Annotated in this window: 19 protein-coding genes and 1 riboswitch; of the genes, 12 read left to right on the forward strand and 7 right to left on the reverse strand. The window is 48.3% G+C overall.

All coding sequences use genetic code 11. The annotated features are described in order from the left end of the window. Nucleotides 1-14 precede the first annotated feature (14 nt). From AC3WQ3_RS11760 to AC3WQ3_RS11775, 4 genes are all read left to right on the forward strand, one after another. Nucleotides 15-299: a hypothetical protein gene (locus AC3WQ3_RS11760; protein WP_492472361.1), complete on the forward strand. Its 285-nt coding sequence runs from the start codon at nt 15-17 to the stop codon at nt 297-299. Between the two features lie 9 nt (nt 300-308). After that, the gene (locus AC3WQ3_RS11765; protein WP_164764301.1) at nt 309-485 is read left to right on the forward strand and encodes a hypothetical protein; all 177 of its coding nucleotides are present in this window, start codon (nt 309-311) and stop codon (nt 483-485) included. 81 nt (nt 486-566) lie between these two features. After that, nucleotides 567-1,532 carry a M15 family metallopeptidase gene (locus tag AC3WQ3_RS11770; RefSeq protein ID WP_492472362.1) on the forward strand — a complete coding sequence of 322 codons (966 nt, stop codon included), beginning with the start codon at nt 567-569 and terminating at the stop codon, nt 1,530-1,532. 219 nt (nt 1,533-1,751) lie between these two features. Next, entirely contained in the window at nt 1,752-2,153 is a 402-nt protein-coding gene (locus tag AC3WQ3_RS11775) for a RidA family protein (RefSeq protein WP_336783696.1), read from the forward strand. 137 nt (nt 2,154-2,290) lie between these two features. Here AC3WQ3_RS11775 and AC3WQ3_RS11780 read toward each other — a convergent pair whose 3' ends face one another. Next, a complete protein-coding gene (locus tag AC3WQ3_RS11780; protein WP_492472363.1) occupies nt 2,291-3,355 on the reverse strand; it encodes a copper amine oxidase N-terminal domain-containing protein in 1,065 nt (354 codons plus the stop codon). A 296-nt stretch (nt 3,356-3,651) separates the two neighbouring features. Here AC3WQ3_RS11780 and AC3WQ3_RS11785 point away from each other — a divergent pair, with 296 nt between their 5' ends. After that, the gene (locus AC3WQ3_RS11785; protein WP_492472364.1) at nt 3,652-4,128 is read left to right on the forward strand and encodes a GNAT family N-acetyltransferase; all 477 of its coding nucleotides are present in this window, start codon (nt 3,652-3,654) and stop codon (nt 4,126-4,128) included. Between the two features lie 42 nt (nt 4,129-4,170). Next, nucleotides 4,171-5,241, forward strand: coding sequence for a Gfo/Idh/MocA family protein (locus AC3WQ3_RS11790; RefSeq protein WP_492472365.1), 1,071 nt, complete (start codon nt 4,171-4,173; stop codon nt 5,239-5,241). Nucleotides 5,242-5,326: 85 nt separating this feature from the next. On the opposite strand, the gene AC3WQ3_RS11795 is transcribed toward AC3WQ3_RS11790, so the two are convergent. From AC3WQ3_RS11795 to AC3WQ3_RS11805, 3 genes are all read right to left on the reverse strand, one after another. Then, on the reverse strand, nt 5,327-5,695 hold the full coding sequence (locus tag AC3WQ3_RS11795; RefSeq protein WP_492472366.1) for a hypothetical protein: 369 nt from the start codon (nt 5,693-5,695) through the stop codon (nt 5,327-5,329). Between the two features lie 94 nt (nt 5,696-5,789). Beyond that, on the reverse strand, nt 5,790-6,107 hold the full coding sequence (locus AC3WQ3_RS11800; RefSeq protein ID WP_492472367.1) for a hypothetical protein: 318 nt from the start codon (nt 6,105-6,107) through the stop codon (nt 5,790-5,792). Between the two features lie 204 nt (nt 6,108-6,311). After that, nucleotides 6,312-8,888: a UvrD-helicase domain-containing protein gene (locus AC3WQ3_RS11805; RefSeq protein ID WP_492472368.1), complete on the reverse strand. Its 2,577-nt coding sequence runs from the start codon at nt 8,886-8,888 to the stop codon at nt 6,312-6,314. 338 nt (nt 8,889-9,226) lie between these two features. Here AC3WQ3_RS11805 and AC3WQ3_RS11810 point away from each other — a divergent pair, with 338 nt between their 5' ends. Further along, on the forward strand, nt 9,227-10,021 hold the full coding sequence (locus AC3WQ3_RS11810; RefSeq protein WP_492472369.1) for a zinc ribbon domain-containing protein: 795 nt from the start codon (nt 9,227-9,229) through the stop codon (nt 10,019-10,021). A gap of 67 nt (nt 10,022-10,088) precedes the next feature. Next, nucleotides 10,089-10,886 (forward strand): TrmB family transcriptional regulator, encoded by a 798-nt coding sequence (locus AC3WQ3_RS11815; RefSeq protein ID WP_492472370.1) that lies wholly within the window; start codon nt 10,089-10,091, stop codon nt 10,884-10,886. Nucleotides 10,887-11,135: 249 nt separating this feature from the next. Here the strand turns inward: AC3WQ3_RS11815 and AC3WQ3_RS11820 are convergent, their stop codons facing one another. Continuing rightward, the gene (locus AC3WQ3_RS11820) at nt 11,136-11,795 is read right to left on the reverse strand and encodes an NUDIX hydrolase (protein ID WP_492472371.1); all 660 of its coding nucleotides are present in this window, start codon (nt 11,793-11,795) and stop codon (nt 11,136-11,138) included. Between the two features lie 80 nt (nt 11,796-11,875). Between AC3WQ3_RS11820 and AC3WQ3_RS11825 the strand changes: the two genes are divergently transcribed. Further along, a complete protein-coding gene (locus AC3WQ3_RS11825; protein WP_095291879.1) occupies nt 11,876-12,178 on the forward strand; it encodes a hypothetical protein in 303 nt (100 codons plus the stop codon). A gap of 153 nt (nt 12,179-12,331) precedes the next feature. Here AC3WQ3_RS11825 and mscL read toward each other — a convergent pair whose 3' ends face one another. Next, nucleotides 12,332-12,826: a large conductance mechanosensitive channel protein MscL gene (gene mscL, locus AC3WQ3_RS11830; protein WP_416292431.1), complete on the reverse strand. Its 495-nt coding sequence runs from the start codon at nt 12,824-12,826 to the stop codon at nt 12,332-12,334. A gap of 244 nt (nt 12,827-13,070) precedes the next feature. Then, nucleotides 13,071-13,170, forward strand: a riboswitch (purine riboswitch). A gap of 249 nt (nt 13,171-13,419) precedes the next feature. On the opposite strand from mscL, the gene AC3WQ3_RS11835 reads away from it, so the two are divergent. Both AC3WQ3_RS11835 and AC3WQ3_RS11840 read left to right on the forward strand, forming a co-directional pair. After that, a complete protein-coding gene (locus tag AC3WQ3_RS11835; protein WP_336783687.1) occupies nt 13,420-14,007 on the forward strand; it encodes a xanthine phosphoribosyltransferase in 588 nt (195 codons plus the stop codon). A gap of 1 nt (nt 14,008) precedes the next feature. Next, nucleotides 14,009-15,370 carry a nucleobase:cation symporter-2 family protein gene (locus AC3WQ3_RS11840; RefSeq protein ID WP_095291884.1) on the forward strand — a complete coding sequence of 454 codons (1,362 nt, stop codon included), beginning with the start codon at nt 14,009-14,011 and terminating at the stop codon, nt 15,368-15,370. Nucleotides 15,371-15,561: 191 nt separating this feature from the next. Here AC3WQ3_RS11840 and AC3WQ3_RS11845 read toward each other — a convergent pair whose 3' ends face one another. Further along, a complete protein-coding gene (locus AC3WQ3_RS11845) occupies nt 15,562-15,900 on the reverse strand; it encodes a DUF4870 domain-containing protein (protein ID WP_336783686.1) in 339 nt (112 codons plus the stop codon). Nucleotides 15,901-16,159: 259 nt separating this feature from the next. On the opposite strand from AC3WQ3_RS11845, the gene AC3WQ3_RS11850 reads away from it, so the two are divergent. Further along, on the forward strand, nt 16,160-17,026 hold an 867-nt coding region (locus tag AC3WQ3_RS11850; protein WP_492472372.1), incomplete at its 3' end, for a hypothetical protein.

The following is a 17,026-nucleotide window of genomic DNA, read 5'->3' on the forward strand; positions in this document are numbered from 1 at the left end:
GCAGCCGTCGGCGAGTGGATCGCCGAGGCTGCCGCAGACGGTGCCATGCACCAGCCAGGCCCCGGCTTCGGCGCGGTGCAGGTGCGGCTGGCGCAGCCGGGCAAGCCCCCGGCAACGCCGGAACTAGCCGCGCTGCTGCCGGGAGTACCCGTGGCAGCAGGTCTGACCATGATCCGCGAGCGTGTAGCTGCGCGGATCTGGCAGGCTGTCCAGAAGAAGAAGGACAGCCCGGCAACCAAATCATAACAGGCATGAAGCGGGGGAGATCTTGGATCACCCTCGCTTATTTGTCTGTGTGAGATGGCCTTATGGCGAGCATGGTTGGAAAGGATATCAATCCTGACTTTAATCTGGATCTGCTGATTAAACGTTGGGATGATGCCCTAAAAGTCCGAAAAATGGCCGTATATGCCGTGCGACCCTTTTCACATGAAGGTTATTCCCTGCCAGTAAGCTTGGAGCGGTGGAGCTCCACTGCAATTTGATGTATACTGTCGCAGGGGATGAAATGCCCCGAAGCGTATTTTATTTTTTTTAATGATTATATTGCGATAGGAGTTTTTTAGATGAAATCACGAACAGGAAGACAGCGCCATATGGCGGTATTGCTGTCCTCGCTTATGATATGCGGAGCATTGCTGTCCGCCTGCCAGGATGGCTCGGGATCAGAGGAAAGTCAGAATCTAAACGCAGCAGGCAATACACAGCAGGAAACGGACGGAACTACTGTTCATTTAACTGAGGACACAGGGGATGAAGGCGACAAGACAAACGGCAGCGGGACAGATCAGCCATCATCTGGTGAGAACGGGGATTCCGGCAATGCTTCTGCGGGTGAAGAGCAGGACTCTTCAGATGCTGGCAATGGGACAGCTGCGGATGACCCTCTGATGGAGAAGCGAAGCATTAGTGCGATGCAAAATACGATTGACAGCCAATCCGTTGTTACCAATGCAGAGTCCATGACGGTCATCGTGAACAAGCAGCGCAGCCTGCCCGAAGGCTACGAGCCAAACGATCTGGTAGAGCCGAATGTGCCATTTTCCTTCGATGGCCCTCACGAGAAGCGCCACTTGCGGAAAGAAGCCGCAGAAGCGCTGGAGAAGCTGTTTGCAGGAGCTGAGGCGGACGGCATCGAGCTGCGCGCGGTCTCTGGATACCGTTCATATGAACGCCAGGTTTCCATTTATAACAACAATGTGCAGACCAAAGGACAAGAATATACAGATCGTGTGAGCTCTAAGCCGGGAAGAAGTGAACATCAGACGGGTCTTGCGATCGACGTATCCAGCCCGAGTGTAGGTAATGCCCTGGAAGAGGTGTTTGGCACCTCCAAAGAAGGCGAGTGGCTGGCAGAACATGCTGCAGACTATGGCTTCGTTATTCGCTATCTTAAGGGTGAGGAAGATATCACGGGTTACGTCTACGAGCCTTGGCACATCCGGTATGTCGGAACCGATCTGGCTCCGGACATTGTGAAGAGCGGGTTGACCCTTGAAGAATACTTTGATGAGGCCAATATTAAACTGTAAGCCGAATATGCAGCATATTTAGATTTGTGCTTGAATGCCTAAATAAAACAAAAGTCCTGTAAACGTGGCTGGTTGCATAGCAGCTGGTTACGTACACGGGACTTTTTTTCGTGCCTCTATAACTTCCGATTACCTAATTTCTGGTACCCAGATTGAGCCCGGACTGTTATAATGCAGAGATTATTCAGGAATATGACAAGCAGAGCGAGGGAGGACTCAATGAGTAAACAGCAGGTTTTTACCGGTTCCCCATGGGAACCGCTTGTGGGCTATTGCCGGGCTATCCGAGTAGGGAATCGGATTGAGGTGGCAGGAACGACAGCCATGCAGGATGGCGTTGTCGTGGGAGCGGGTGATCCTTACGCCCAGACCAGATTTGTTTTGCAAACGATTGAGAAGGCGCTCAATGAACTGGGAGCAGACTTGTCGCATGTGATAAGAACCCGCATGTTCGTGACGGATATCTCCCGCTGGGAGGAAGTAGGCAAGGCCCATGGCGAATTCTTTGGGCAGATCCAGCCTGTAGCCACTATGGTTGAGGTGAGTGCACTCATTGATCCCCTGTTAATGGTTGAGATTGAAGTTGAAGCCATTATTGAAAGTGATCCAGAAGCCCAATAAACAAAGGCTACATAGCAAGAACGGAAAATAACCTTATCCCATGTCTGTAAAAGAACAGACCGGGTAAGGTTATTTTTTGCAATGGGAAGGTTATAGGTTTAATTGGTCTAATTTAATCAACCTGTGACAACTCCTGCTTATTGAAACGGCACAATCTCTGCACCCGAAGTATCCACGACCACTTTCCAGGCATTTCCGATCGGAGGCAGGCTGCGAGTCAGCATCGGACTATAGAATCCAATGACTTTCGCGTCTTTCGTCAGTTCCTCTGCTTTGATGGCCTCACCTTTTTGGTTGACCAGCTTGGTATCTTCCGAAATGTTGAGGATGACATGGTCAGGCGATGTTTCGGTCAAGCGAATGCCCGAAATTTCGATTTGAGTCCCTTGTTCTTTCGTAGTTCTTACATTTTCAATGGTACCCGAAGTACCCAGAACATCTTCCGATTTCGTAACGGATTCCTTAGCAACGGTATCCACAACAGTCACTTCGTAGGTCGGTGTTTGCGGAGGAAGACTCATGGTCATGATGGGTGCGTGCACAGCTTCTACGGTCATGCCAATGGTCAGATCAGTAAGTTCGATCTCCTTGCCATCTGCTGACTTGATGACTGTATCCTCGCCCAGATTAAGTACCAGACCCTCGGTACCTGTACCCCCGATATGAATGGATGGATACTTCGTATCCGGGTTCATGCCAGTAATGACACCACGCTCCGTAACTTCTTTCACGTCCTCTTCATTTGTAATTGTGACTTGGTTACCCGTTGTATTTACTTGGGTATGTAGTACCTTTTCTGCAAAAGAAGCGGGTACAAACATTTTACCATCGGTGATTTGAGGGGCAGTTCCCAGTGTAAGCAGCATTTTGTTGATGGAATACTGATCCTTGTCTGCCATGACCAGTGTCCAAAGGTTACCTTTTGTCAGCTCAGCCGACTTGTTCTCTTTGTTCCACTTCAACTCAATACCCAGTGCATCCGTAAGATCACGCAGTGCGATCATGGCTTCCTTGCCATCCTTATTCCAATAGCCATCAGCTATAGCTGTGCCGTTCACGGACACTTTTACAGCTTCAGCCAATGAATGATCCACAGTTACGGAAGTTTGATTCACGGACGGTGTAGTGTCCAGTGTTGCTGCGTATGCTGCACCTCCGCTTAGGGCCAAGGAGAGGACCATTAGGGCACTTACTTTTTTCATGTTGTTGTTCATTGCTGCTCATCCCTTCTAATCTTGGTTATATCGCGGTAAACTCCTAATTAGGGCCGCGCTTATTCTTATAGACGGGACAACTTGGTAAATTGTTGCACCTGAATGCTCGGTCATGTAAGTGGCGTGTCAGCTTATTATTTGCAGCATGTGGCAATTTGCAGGTTACAGGCAGCGGGATACGGTTAAATTTCAGGTGAGTGGTACAACCTGTGATCCGCTTCCTGTTCGCTTCGTTGTTTGAAAAGATAGCATTATCACATTCAATGAGGAGAGGAATGGATTAAATGAGCGATATGTTGGTAGCACTCTACGATTTACCGGAGCAGGAGAGTGGTTTGAAAAAACTGGAGCAATCCTCCATCGTCATCCGAAGAGCCATCGCCCCGGAGAAGCAGCTCGTGCTGGATTGGGTTGGATTGCATTTTAGCCAGCCTTGGGTAGATGAGTGTGATGTATCCTTTGCACGTCAGCCCGTATCCTGTTATATTGCCCTCGAACATGGAAAAATGATTGGCTTCGCCTGTTACGAAGCGACATGCCGCAATTTTTTCGGCCCAACAGGGGTGAATCAGGATGTACGGGGCAAAGGTGTGGGCACAGCGTTGCTACTCGCTTGCATGCACGCCATGAAGGCAGATGGATATGGCTATGCGATCATTGGATCGGCAGGGCCAGTGGATTTTTATGCCCGAACGCTCGGTGCTGTGAAGATCGAAAATTCTACACCGGGTATTTACAGAGGTATGCTGCGGGCAGACTAGAGAGATCATGAAGCTTCCGGAAAAAGGGAAGGGAGGACAAAGATGAGTACAAGCAAAATGCTGCACATCGGAATGATCGGCACCGGATCCATCTCGGATCTGCATATGAGGTGCTATGCCAAAAACGAGAATGCTGTCATCTATGCCATCTGTGATCTGAACGAACAGCGTGCAACAGCTGCGGCTCAGAAATATGATGCACAGTCCGTCTACACCGATTATAGGGAAATGCTAAAGGACCCGCACGTGGATGCAGTCAGCATCTGTACATGGAACAATACGCATGCCGAATTTGCCATCGCGGCACTGGAAGCGGGTAAGCATGTGCTGCTGGAGAAGCCTGTGGCAACAAATGTGGAAGATGCCTTACGAATCGAGGAAGCCGTGAAGAAAAGCGGCTGTACCTTCATCGTTGGATTTGTGCGGCGCTACGACAACAATATGCAGATGCTGCGGAAATTTATCGATGCAGGGGAGTTTGGTCAATTGTATTATGCCAAGGCATCCATACTTCGCCGTCTGGGCAATCCCGGAGGCTGGTTCGCGGACAAGAACCGCTCTGGTGGAGGTCCTCTGATTGATCTGGGCGTACATATCATCGACCAATGCTGGTACCTCATGGGCCGCCCGAAACCTGTTTCGGTAAGTGGGAACACCTATCGGAAGCTGGGCAATCGTGCTCATATCGAAGACCTTTCTTTCTACAAGGCAGCAGATTACAGTTCCACCGTGAATAACGTAGAAGATATGGCAAACGCACTGATTCGCTTCGAGAATGGAGCTTCGCTCGCAGTGGATGTGAGCTTTACCTTGCATGCTCGCGGGGAGGAATCCTATGTCAAATTGTACGGTGAACGTGGAGGCTTTGAAGTTGAACCTGAGACACTGATTGTCACGGAAAAACACAACACCATCCTGAATATCGAGCCGCAGACAGATCATACAGGGCTGCATATTCATAGTGCATTCCAGAATCAGATTGATCACTTTGTGGACTGCTGCTTAAACGGGACCGGACCGATCAGCCCGATTGCGGACGGGGTAGCTTCTACCAGGATGTTATGCGGAATCTATGAGTCTGCTGAGAAAGGGCAGGAGATTCGTCTGGATTAATTTTATTGCAGAGTTTGATGGAGTGTTCCGATCACACAAAAGCATGCGGGTCCGCATCGTGCGGCATCGCATGCTTTTGACTGTGTCATTTGTTCATTGGAGAGTTCTCATACCCGGGGTCATCGTAGTCTGTATCCTGCAGCCTTGGCAGCACATTCATGCTCTCAATCGCTTGCCGGGTATCAGGAGTTCCGTGGTCATACAGGAAACTGTACAGCAAGGTCATACCCTCCGAAAACTGTTCGGTTGCTTCGTCATGATCTGCTGATTTGTAGGGTACAGGCGCGCGCTGCAGCGTATAGGCATCGTCGTCCTCCAGCACTTTCATCAAGTCTTTTAGCCGATTTAACTGTTCATCATCCACCACAACTTCAAATGGTGTTGATTCATTCTGAGTCTGCTCAATGAGGTTATGAGTTACGGATACAAAATAATGCGTTTTACGGTCCTGCATAATCCAACCTCCATTCTAAAATGGAAAAAAGACGCTTCTACTGTTAATAAACAGCAGTAAGCGCCCTGAAACGAGCACAGCCGTTCAACCGTGCCTATTCGTAAGACTGCTCGATTACGATCCCCCATCCATTTCCTTTGCCTTCCAACCGCCCCTGTTCGAAAAAATCAATCCCGTCTACAGTAATGCAAACGGCAACCTGTTCAGGTTCATTGCTTACGGGGGTGGCAACAATGTACCCTCTGTCCAACAGATAAGTAATTGCCCTGTGTTTCTCGATGTGATCTTGCTGATAGAACCTTTCTTTGGGTGCAATATAGGCAGGGTTTTCTGTGAACCAGATATCATAAAGCTCATGTAAAATATCATAGCGCTCCTGGATCCGCTCTCTAATTGCAATCTCCAATTCCATAAGGCACCTCTTTCGTTTCGATTAATCAGTATCATTTAACTTAAGTGTATATTGTAACAACACTGGTTCAATCAAGATTGTTCCAATTCAGAAATTTGTTCTTGTCATCATGACATGAAAAAACCTATCCACCAATAAACCATTGTGGATAGGCTTTGCCGCCAATCTGACATTCTATATCGATTTCATTCCTTCTAGTGCCGCTTATCGTCCTGCCCGTCCAGTTACAGGCACCTCGCGTGTTCCAGCTTCCATGGATCCTGAACACAGGGGGCATGGCGGCGGTCCGACTGCTGCCCGTTTAGCTGCTTTTGCAGAAGGTACGGCGGGTTTCTGACGAAGCCATGCCTTACAGGTAGATGAACTGCATTTCCAGATCGCTACCGTCTCTGTGCGTTCAGAACGTCCTGAGGACGATGATCCTGAACCGGATGAAGCTGGGGCAACCTGACTTCCCTGATGAATACCTGTCGTGCTGAACGCCTTATGATTGCGAATTTGTCCACTGCCACGACGTTCACTGAGGCGATCCTCGTCACGTTCGTTGTGCACGTCATGGTCACGATCACTATAACTGATTGCACGACGATGTACCACATCCCGGCCCTCGGAACGAGTACCAGAGCGGGCAGATTGTCCATTGCCTTTGCCATATGAAGCTGAATGGCCTGTTCGGCTATCGTCGCGTTCTTTGCGTTTGTCTGGTACCTCCAGCCCGAAGGCTTCGAGCAAAAAGCGGGATACGTCTGCCGGTTTCCCGTGATGACTGGCCGGAGAAGTGACGTATAAGTACTTCTTCGCCCTTGTAATCGCAACATAAGCGAGCCGTCGTTCTTCTTCCAGAGCCATATCCAGCTCCGTATCGGTCTGTTGAACTGCAAGAGCTGCCTTTTGATCTTCAGGGATATCCTGCCGCAGGGCTGTACTGTGAGGTACAATGCCCTCGCTGGCACCGATCCAGTATACGCATGGGAATTCAAGTCCCTTGGCCCGGTGTATGGTCATCAGCTGCACTGCATCGCTGTCTTGGGAGCGGCGCAGGGATTCCATTTCACGGTGTCTGCGGGAGAGCTCATCGGCAAACGCTATAAACTCTTCTACCGTTTCGAACTTTTTGGCTGCAGCTTCGAATTCGTCCAGTGTCTCCAGCATCGTTTCCTTGTAGTGGGTGAAGATGCTGGGATCGCCGCTTTCCATATATTTGTCGTAAAACTGGCGACGCATTTCCTGGATGGCGATGACCGGTTTCATTTTGTGCAGCGACTTGATCAGCTTGATGCGTTCCTTGACCTGTTCTTGCTGGAAGGGCTTGAGCTTGTCCCATTTGGCCAGATGGATCAGCGGATACTTTTTGGCTTGCTGCTGTTCGTTGCGCTGAATCCACTCGAGCCCGGCATCACGGGATACGTACAGTGGTCCAAGTGCACTTGGGAGAGCATCTACAGCGCGTGGATTGAGGGAAAGGCGCATATGATCCATCAGGGGCCTGATGAGGGACTGGTCGTAGAATACCGGGGAAGCCCCATGCTGAACAAACGGCACATCTCTCAATACCAGCTGCTCAAATACGGCCCGGCTGCTGCTGGCTGTTCGGTGCAGGATCGCAATATCGCGATAGGTGTGCAATCCTTCCTCAACCTGCTGACAGATCTGGTTCACGACCCAGGCTGCTTCCTCCTCTGCGTTCGAAGGTGTGGCGAAGCGTGGTGCGTCTCCGCGATGACCGGCAGCACGCAGCCGCTTATCCCGTCTTCGCTTGTTGCGGGCCACCAGTTCACTGCCAAGTCCGAGGATGCGTGCATCACTGCGGTAATTAATATCCAGCGTCACGATGCGTGCCCCGGGGTAAACTTTATCGAATTCAAGAATCGATTCCTGGCGCGCTCCATTGAACGTATAGATCGTTTGGTCATCGTCACCCACTACCATCAGGTTGCGATGGGCCAAAGCGAGCTTTTGCACAATTTCATACTGCAGTTTATTCGTATCCTGGAACTCATCGACCATGATGTACTGAAAACGCTGCTGAAGCGGCTTCAGCACGGCGGGATCACGAAGCAGGGCAGCAGCGCGCAGCAATATATCGTCGAAATCCATCTTGTTACGCTCTCGTTTCCAGTTCTCGTAACCGAGGAGGACCCGTTTGGCATCACGTTCCTCCTGCGATTTATCAGGAAGGTCGGTCGTTTCGGAGCCCTGCATCTTCCATGCAGACAGCATGGACAGCAGACTTTCGGGTTGGAAGGCCTCACTCATGCCGTATTGCCGCAGAAGCATTTTGATAACGGTATGCTGGGCACGTGGTTCCCCAAAGATCTCTTCCTGTACACCGTAATGACGCAGCAGTGTCAGGGCGAAGGAATGGAACGTGCGAGCCTGTACTGCTCGTGCGGCTGCTGGGCGAATACCTGGCAGTGATGCGATCCGGTCTTTCATCTCGGCAGCGGCCTTATTGGTAAATGTCACGAGCAGGATACTGCCTGCATGAACGCCGCTGACTTCCATGAGATAACCGGCTCTGGCTGCCAGTACGGTCGTTTTGCCGCACCCGGCTCCGGCGAGAGTCAGCAGGGGACCTTTGCCATGACGGACGGCTGATATTTGTGGCCCGTTCAGACGGATGCCTGCCTCTTCCAATGAGCGGAAATAAGGCGCATCCTGATGATCATCGCCCACGAGCTGCCGACTGGTCTCCAGTGGAGCAGACGGGGACTGGGGCAGGGATGCCGCCGGAGTGACACCGAGCGGACGGGCGTAGAACGTTGAGTTCGGACTTAACATGTTTCATCCACCTCTGTATGCATTCAGGGATAGGACTATCCCGCTTAAAAGTAAACCATTTGCCCTTTTCACAATCACAATGTAAATTGGTATGATAGAGTTAGTCGCCTACATCGGCGGTTATGTCGGGCCAAAGCTTCATTATACCCGAACGTATGGTCCTGACGAAAGCCCCCGAATTCATCCAACATCGGCAGAAAACGGGCACTCACGCGCGTATGCGCAACTTTTTGGCATGATATCGTATAAGTTATATACTATGAAAATTGAAAATTAAAGAACAAATTGCAGTTGAACCCGAAGGGTTCAACGTCTGACGGGACAGAGGAGGAGATGTCATGAAATTGCTTCAACGAATCAAGAACGGAGCGAACAAAGCAACGGAGCGTGCACAGCATGCTGTTGAGATTGGGAAAATAAACAATCAAATCGTGGGCTTGCAGCAGGAACAGGAAGTCCATTTTACAGATATGGGTCGCATCTTCTATGAGGGTTACCGTGCACAGGATATGACGCGCGCCGAAAAAGAAATGGTTGATCTGTCACACCTGTGCGATGAACTGCAGGATGAGATTGATGGTTTGCGCAGCAAAATTGCCGAACTCAAAAATGAGCGGTTGTGCGAATGCGGGCACGTTGCTTCACTGGATGCGAACTTCTGTCCGAAATGCGGACGTAAACTGGGTGAATTCAAGTCTGCAGCATCAACTGCAGGTCCGGCATCTGTGCGGCAAGAAGCAGCAGTGGCTCAAAGTGTGGAACGCCCTTTCTATGAGGAAACGACAACAATTCAAGATGAAGTGGATGAAACTGAACCTTATCATACGGTAATTCCGTCCATCGCAGATCTGGAGACCGAATCCGAATATAACAGTACCGAATTCACGCAGGAGGAGAAGGAGGCGTTTGATGCAGAATGGGAACGCCGCCGGGAAGAAGAGATGCTGCGTGAACGGGAAAGGCAGCAGGAACTCGATGAACGTATCCGTTACTGGAAAGAGAATAATCCGATCGTAAACACGGTTGACGTACAGACTGAAGTGCCAAGGGAGATGGTGAAATGCCAGATTTGTGCATCCGAGCTGCCCAAAGGCTCCAAATGGTGCCCGCGCTGTGGTGCGGAACAGATCTGATGCAGTAGAACCACTGCCGCAGTAAGATAGGGCAGTGTGGTTGCTGACAGCATGGGGGGACGGGAATATGGACCAACTGCTGCATCATCTGAATCATCTCGGGTTTACCGAGATGGAATCCAAAATTATGGTGGAACTCGCGCGCCAAGGTTCGGCCTCCGGCTATGAGGTTGCGAAGCGCCTCGGCGTGTCCCGTTCCAATGTGTATTCCACCTTGCAGCGGCTCTCTCAGCGCGGATTTCTGCGCTGCAGTGCCGGAGAACCTGCGAAGTACAGTGTGCTGAAGCCCGAGGAGATGACTCAAATGATCTCCGGGCAAATGCGTGCTTCTCTTGAGTATGTACAGAGCAGCATGCCACAGCATGAACCTGAGAAACCTGTCTTTTACAATATCGAAGGGGACAAAAACGTATTTGATAACCTGAGCCGTGAGCTGGCAGAGGCCAAACACGAGATTGTCGTGGATGTTTGGCGTGAGGAAGCCGAATTGCTGCATGATCTCCTGAAAAAGGCAGAGGATCGCGGTGTTAGGCTGTTATGGTCATGCGATGGTGGCGAGGGGATATTGGATCAGCCTGCACCTTGGCCTGGCCATCCTCTGTACGGTAAAGGAAACGGGAGAAAGTTCTCTATTGTCGTTGATCGGCGCTGGTGCATGCTGGGGATGCGTGGGGAATCCTATGCAACTCAGGCTGTTGTAACAGAACATCCCGTCATGACAGGATTGCTGCTGAATCATTTTGCGCAGGAATTGGTATTGTACGAGCTGGAACAGGATATGGGTGAGGAGCTGGAATCCCGCTATGGACGCCGTTTTGAACAGCTGTCCGCACGTTATTGGTCTGTTCCTGCGGCAGGAGATTAAGGTTTGGCCAAAGGTATTGAGACATCTGCCTTGATTAAGCTGGAACAGAGCGATATTTTGAGACTTTAATTTATGTAGAAACAGAGCAGGCGCTGCCTTATGGCAGTCGCCTGTTTGCGTTTTGAAGTAAATCAGTGATGTTCATCACGGCATCGTTGCCCTGTTGAGTTAGAGTTAAGGTATGAAGTCATACCAATTTTGAGAAACTGTAGTTATAAGTACAGGACTCGATTTTGGGTAAATGATGAATCAGCCTTTGGGCACGTGATATAGAGCTTCGAGTACGCCAGTGTAATACGCTGTCCCATGGGGGACGAACTCGGAAGCATGGATTATGCGAGTATGACGTTCCGGAGCGGGAGACGAAGAATCCAGGGTAGAAGTCTGTTCCGCATGTACTCCAGTGGCCTGAATCGTATCCGTTTCACCACGAAACAAGGCAAGCAGATCTTGTAGAGGCGCTTCATATAGGCTGTGCACTTCACTGGCCTGCAGGGTGTATGCCTCGAGTGGCTGGTTGAGACATAGGCCGTATACCGAGCTGAATTCCCGGTCCATAAATGGTACACCTCGAACCTCGCCTTGCAGCTGCTGCTTGGCAGTGAGCAGGTAAGACAGGGATTCAAAAGGAGCATGTACGCCCAGTTCTTCCTCCAGTTCTCGACTTGCCTCCTCAAGCTGCTCACCCGCAGTGAGATGTCCCGCTGCTGTAATGTCGTAACAACCCGGGAAGGTATCCTTGATATCACGGCGACGCTGAAAAAGAACCATCCGTTGATCAACGTCATCACGCACGATCCAGCAATGGAATGAACGGTGCCAATAGCCTTTGGCGTGTACCACACTGCGAAGCTCTGTGCCGATCCAATTTTGCTGATCATCATAAATGTCGAAACGTTCTGGGGTCATGATACGTATCTCCTTATATAGCAAGTTTTAAAGTTCAAAATTTCACAAAGTATTTTTTTAAATGAAAGGGGAACGAACGTATGGAATGCATTGTACACTTTCAGGTTATCTATCCGCAACCACAGGAACGTAAAAGTCTAAGAGGACTTATTTTTGTCGGGCAAGGTCAGGAACCGGCCAACAACCAGCTAACGACCATGTTTAAGGATATGGGATTCAATGTACGTCTCGAAGATGAAGCGCAATTGCTGTTTAAACCAGTTGATGCTTCGGCAAACTTTGAATATATTCGGGTAACCGAACTCGATACCGGGGAAGAAGTATACAAAGAAGATAAGGATCTGAAGTCGATTCTGGAGCATCTGCTGCCACGCCGATTCTAGTCCGTAAGGAATGTAATAAGAGAGCATAAGTTTCAGCTTCCTTCACTTACTCTTGGTCATCATGAAAAAAAGGCCCCACCTATAAGGTGAGACCTTTCATGTCAGAGCGATTTCCTTACATCAAAAGGGTCTAATCAGGAGTAAACCTGTTGACTAAGCGGGAGCGCCGCTGCCTTCTGCCTCCAGCTCTGAAGTACAATGTGAACAGCGGGTAGCTGCAGCCGGTATTTCGGATAGACAGTACTTGCAAGCCTTGGTTGTTTTTTTCGGCTCGGGCTTTTTGTGCTCTTTGCTTTTAATATAATTGACACCCTTGACGAGCATGAAAATGCAAAATGCAACAATGAGGAAATCAATGAGTATGTTGATAAATTGGCCGTAGGCGATGACTGTAGCGCCTGCCTCATTGGCTTGAGCCAACGTTGTAATTTCCTGACCGCTCGCAGTAGTCATACCCCGGTCCAAATTAATGATTTTCTGACTGAAATCAATGCCTCCAAGCAGCTTCCCGACAGGGGGCATGATAATATCATTCACGAGGGACGTGACGATTTTACCAAAAGCAGCCCCGATGATGACACCGACTGCCAGGTCAATCACGTTGCCGCGTACGGCGAATTCCTTAAATTCCTTAAGTATGCCTTTCATCTCTGCAATCTCCTTTAATCAATAAATTCATAGTTTAGGCCGCGCATCCGTTATCATATTGTACAAAAAAAACACGCTCCAATCACCCCCTGTCTACAGATTAAGACATGTTTTCACAATTTCCATGAAAATACTTCTTTATTTCACGCCGCCAATTCGGTATACTTCTAACATTGTCAGTTACCTTTACACTTTTATATTCAGGTTCGCGATCATATATTGTAACGAATCTTGGAGCCAAAAATGAATTAAATATGCCGTTACTCGTATATGTGCAGGAATAGGCCTGCATGTCTCTACCCGATCACCGGAATGATCGGACTACGGGAAAGATCTGCATGATCGCTATGATTGGGCAACCTTATACAGGCAATGACTGAAGTTTTAAGCCTAGGGGTTACCATATTCGGATGTCCATTATATCCATGCGTACATGCAGCATTCAATACGGCTTGTCCTGATAAGTACAAGTCCGTCTTTTCCCGTCTCCGGTTTTTCCGCAGCGTGTGAAAAGGCGGGCTTTTTGCTTTTTTACCATCGGAGATGGACATGCTGGCAGGCTGTATAGAGGGCACACAGGGGGAAGAATCACGATGCAATTGTTAAAAGACAAAGTGAGACAGGAAGGAATCGTCCTGTCCGAGCAAGTACTCAAAGTGGATTCATTCCTGAATCACCAGATGGACCCGGTTCTCATGAAGGAAGTAGGCAAGGAATTCATCCGCCGGTTCGACGGAGAGAACATTACGCGGGTGCTTACCATTGAATCGTCCGGGATTGCACCGGGCATCATGACTGCACTGGAACTGAATGTGCCGCTGATTTTTGCACGGAAGCAGAAGTCGCTCACACTCACAGAAGACATTCTGGTTGAGAAGGTGTACTCATTCACGAAGCAGGAAACGAATGAAATTACGGTAGCCAAAAAGTTCATGAAGCCTGGCGATCGTGTGCTGATCATTGATGATTTTCTGGCGAATGGTGAGGCAGCCTTTGGTCTGGCGCGCATCGTTGAGCAGGTCGGAGCTGAAGTGGTTGGTATCGGGATCGTCATAGAGAAGGCATTCCAGCCGGGAGGCCGCTTGCTGCAAGAAGCTGGATACCGTGTGGAATCGTTGGTTCGCATTGGGGCTCTGTCGGATGGACAGGTTACATTTGCGGATGAGGAGGGCTCGAACTAATATGGCACGCGAGCGCATTTTCCAGAGGCATCGGCATCCCATCAAAACGTTCTCGCTCGGTCTGCAGCATGTCCTAGCGATGTACGCGGGAGCGGTAGTCGTACCACTTATCGTTAGTAATGCATTGGGCTTCACTCAGGAACAGCTGACGTATTTGATTGCCATTGACCTGCTGGCTTGCGGTGTGGCAACGCTGCTGCAGGTATGGGGTAATCGTTATTTTGGGGTGGGACTGCCGGTTATGCTCGGCTGTGCATTCCAGGCGGTATCTCCAATGATCTTGATTGGTCTGAACAGCGGGGTGTCTGCCATTTACGGGGCGGTCATCGCGTCAGGGATTTTTGTAGTGTTGTTCTCGGGGCTATTCGGTAAACTGATCCGCCTGTTTCCGCCGGTTGTGACAGGTTCAGTCGTGACCATAATTGGTCTGACACTGATTCCTGTAGCATTCAGAGACCTGGGAGGCGGTCAGGGAGCGGAAGACTTCGGAAGCGGGACGAATCTATTACTCGGCTTCGGCGTATTGGTGTTTATTATTCTTATGACTCGTTTCACGACAGGATTTATCCGTTCAATCGCCGTTCTGGTCGGTCTTCTTGCCGGTACGGTAGCAGCCGGATTTATGGGTGAGGTTAATTTTGCCCCGATTCGTGAAGCAAGCTGGTTCCATGTGGTGAAGCCATTTTACTTTGGTACGCCAACGTTTGAGATTGTTCCCATTCTGACGATGATCCTGGTGGCAATTGTGAGCGTAGCTGAATCGACAGGTGTATTTATGGCTCTAGGCAAAATTTTGGACAAGGATTTGTCTTCCAAGGATTTGGCCCGGGGGTATCGAGCGGAAGGGCTAGCAATCGTACTTGGAGGGATTTTCAACTCGTTCCCATATACCACCTATTCACAAAATGTAGGGCTTGTACAGATGACCCGTGTTAAAACTCGGGATGTTATCGTGGTAGCAGGCGGACTGCTGGTCGTGATCGGATTCGTACCGAAAATTGCTGCACTCGCACAGCTTGTACCTGGTTCTGTGCTGGGCGGAGCGATGGTGGCACTGTTCGGGATGGTCGTTTCATCCGGTATTCGCATCATTGGCAGCCAGGTCGATCTGAATCGGCATGAGAACCTGTTTATCATTGCTTGTTCCGTAGGCATGGGCTTGGGTGTCACGGTTGTGCCTGAGCTGTTCGCGGGTGCACCGGACTGGGCACAGATTATGCTGGGTAACGGAATCATTGCCGGCAGCTTTACCGCCATCTTTATGAATTTGCTATTTAATGGCCTCGGTACGAAGGCGACAGCTGCAAAAATGGCTGAGAAGCAGGCAGATGCGATTCTTGGAGAGACGGAGAAATCAGCATAAATATGTAGATGTGGTGAGGTGGTATCCGGAATGGATGCTATGTTAACTTACAAAATGAATAAGTTACGTGATGAATGAATGAAGTTAATGGCATGATTAATTCACGGAATAAATGTTATACCACCTTAACATCCGGATCGCTGCACGAGAGCAGTGATTCGGATGTTTTTGTTTTATTTTAGGAGTAAATGCTACAGATGTCTCATCTGTTTCTCTGCAAAATCCCCTACCCAAGGCAGTTTCAGCCATTTTCCCTGCAAGCTGGTGACGACCATGATAATCCAAACGACGACTCCCAGCAGTGATAATAAGGATGCGACCAGAGGTCCGAATAGAGGCAGAAATGCCGACAATACATGGCCGATCATAATAATGCCAAAGACCGTAACGGATTGAAGAGCGTGAAACAGTACAAACCGGCTGCGTTTCTCCACTGCCAGGAAGACGATTCCACCTATAAAGGTAAACAGATAACAGAGCATGCCGGCGATATTCTCATCCAGACCGCTTGAGGATTTCATGGGGGACATCCGGTCCAGCCTCCTTTGTCCTTTTTTTATACGTTATGAAGAAGGTGGACAGAACTGAACCGGGTTTAGTTAAATAGGTGCTCTAAAACCTGATGAAATATTTACTCGGATGAGAGTAGTATTAATATAGATTGTTGTAAATTTTATACTCTAAATGTATAATTTCTAAATAAGGGTATTCATATATATTACTTTTGAGGGATTTTTTAGTTTAAAATAGAGTACTCTGGGAAAGGGGATTTATATGGTCAAATTAAAAATGGAACCTTTTAATTCTATGTGGATTAGCTGCGGGAAAAATAATATTATAAGTGTTCTTATGTCAACTAATAAATTATGGGGTTACCTCCCTTCAGTATCAAGTGCTCATTATGCTAAGAGGTCATTAATTCCAAATTTGGCACTAGATACAGATTGTTCTGAATATAAGAAAAAAGGATGGTTAACCCTTCAAACTCATTTTAATTTAGATACAAATATAATAGATGAAACTCTAGATTTTGAAACACATACTGTAACAAAGGATGTACTAGAGACTATTAAAGAAAGAATATCTGAAGGATATTATATTTTTATGGAAGTAGATCGTTACTACTTTCCTGGTAGTATAGATTATTTTAAAAACCATATTCGCCATCGTACTCTTATTTATGGTTATGATGATAATGATAAATGTTTGTTTTTGATAGAGGATTGTGTTAGATTGGGGCACTCCGATCATTTTTTATTATCTTATGAAGATTTTGATACGGTTTGTAACGACGCCTTTACTTATTCCAAGGGTTCAATTGAATTATTATGTTGTAAAGTAAATAATATCGCTGAGGATGTAAGTCCTATAACAAATGATATTGAAAGTAAAATAATTACTAACCTTCAACATTATTTGAAAAATCAAAAAGTAGAGTATGACGATATATATTTTGATACATATGGAATTGTTGCTATTCAAGAGTATGCTGACTCAATTCTAGATATAGTTCCATTCATTGAGGATTATCCAATTCTTCAAGCTGTCTCAAAAATGCCAGTTGATTTGCAAAAACGAAACCTGTTAACAATAGCGTTAATTGATGAACTCGGCAAATTAAATAACAATAGTATAGAACAATTAACTATATTGTAT

This window comes from Paenibacillus sp. FW104-T2 (assembly GCF_058789975.1).